Raw genomic sequence first — 1,103 nt, forward strand, 5'->3', positions numbered from 1 at the left:
TGTATTGCCCTGTGAGGTTGTGGACGCGGGCTGCGGGGGTTTGGCCTCTGAGCGCGGTGTGTGCGCGGTGATGGTTATACCAGTGCAGGAATGCCGGTAGCGCCTCGCGCCGCTCGGCTTCGCTGCGGTAGGGGCGGGCGTAGGCCCATTCGTCGACCAGGGTGCGGTGGAACCGCTCGACTTTCCCGTTGGTCTGGGGCCGGTAGGGCCGCGTCCGCTTGTGCGCGATGGCCTTGCCGCGCAGGAAGTCTCTCCAGGCCAGGGAGTTGTAGCAGGCGCCGTTGTCGGTCATGATCCGTTCGACGGCGACCCCGATACCCGCGAAATGGGCGATGGCGCGGGCGGCGAAGCCGACCGCGCTGTGCGCGGTCTGGTCGGGGAGGATCTCGGTGTAGGCGGTCCGGGAGTGGTCGTCGATGGCGGTGTGGAGGCAGGCGGAGCCGATCTTCGCGCCGGACTTGCGTTTGGGGGTCAGGGCCTGGGAGGCCCTGCCGTTGCGCCGGCCCTGGGCGCGGCCTGCCACGCGGTGGCCGCCGCCGTCGGGGATGTTCCCGAGCTTTTTGATGTCGATGTGGACCAGTTCGCCCGGGCGCGAGCGCTCGTAGCGGCGGACCGGCTCGCCGGTGGCCCGGTCGAGGTGGGCAAGGCGAGCCAGGCGGTAGCGGGCCAGGACCCGGTGCACGGTACTGGGGTTAAGGCCCAGGAGGTAGGCGATGCGGGCCGGTCCCCACCGGCGGGCGAGGCGGACTTTGATGATCCGCCGCTCCGTCCTGGTCGAAAGCCGGTTCGGGTTCGAATGCGGTCGCGAGGAGCGATCGGTCATGCCGGTCTCGCCGTATCGGCGATAGCGGTCGGCCCACCGCCAGGCGGTCGTAGGGCTGACCTGAAAGCGTTCGGCGGCGCGGCGCAGCGGCCAGCCGTCTTCGACCACGCACCGAGCCAGGCGCAGTCTGCCGGTCGGGGTCAACGGGGCGTTAGAGTGGGCCATCGAGGGCCTTCCTGGTCGGCGTGTCTTGTAGCGATTCACACCGAACCAGAAGGCCCTCGTCTCATTTCAACCCGTCTCATCCATTGCGGTGTTCACAACCTCCCAGGACAGAACA

At 69.0% G+C, this 1,103-nt stretch carries 1 protein-coding gene; it reads right to left on the bottom strand.

Features of this window, described 5'->3' with window-relative positions; translation table 11 throughout:
- Positions 1-988 (bottom strand): IS481 family transposase (locus WA640_RS28675; RefSeq protein ID WP_335992384.1); only part of this gene is annotated, 988 nt, incomplete at its 3' end.
- Positions 989-1,103: the final 115 nt, after the last annotated feature.

It is taken from the genome of Glycomyces sp. MUSA5-2 (assembly GCF_037034145.1).
In the GTDB taxonomy this organism is placed as follows: domain Bacteria; phylum Actinomycetota; class Actinomycetes; order Mycobacteriales; family Micromonosporaceae; genus Glycomyces; species Glycomyces artemisiae.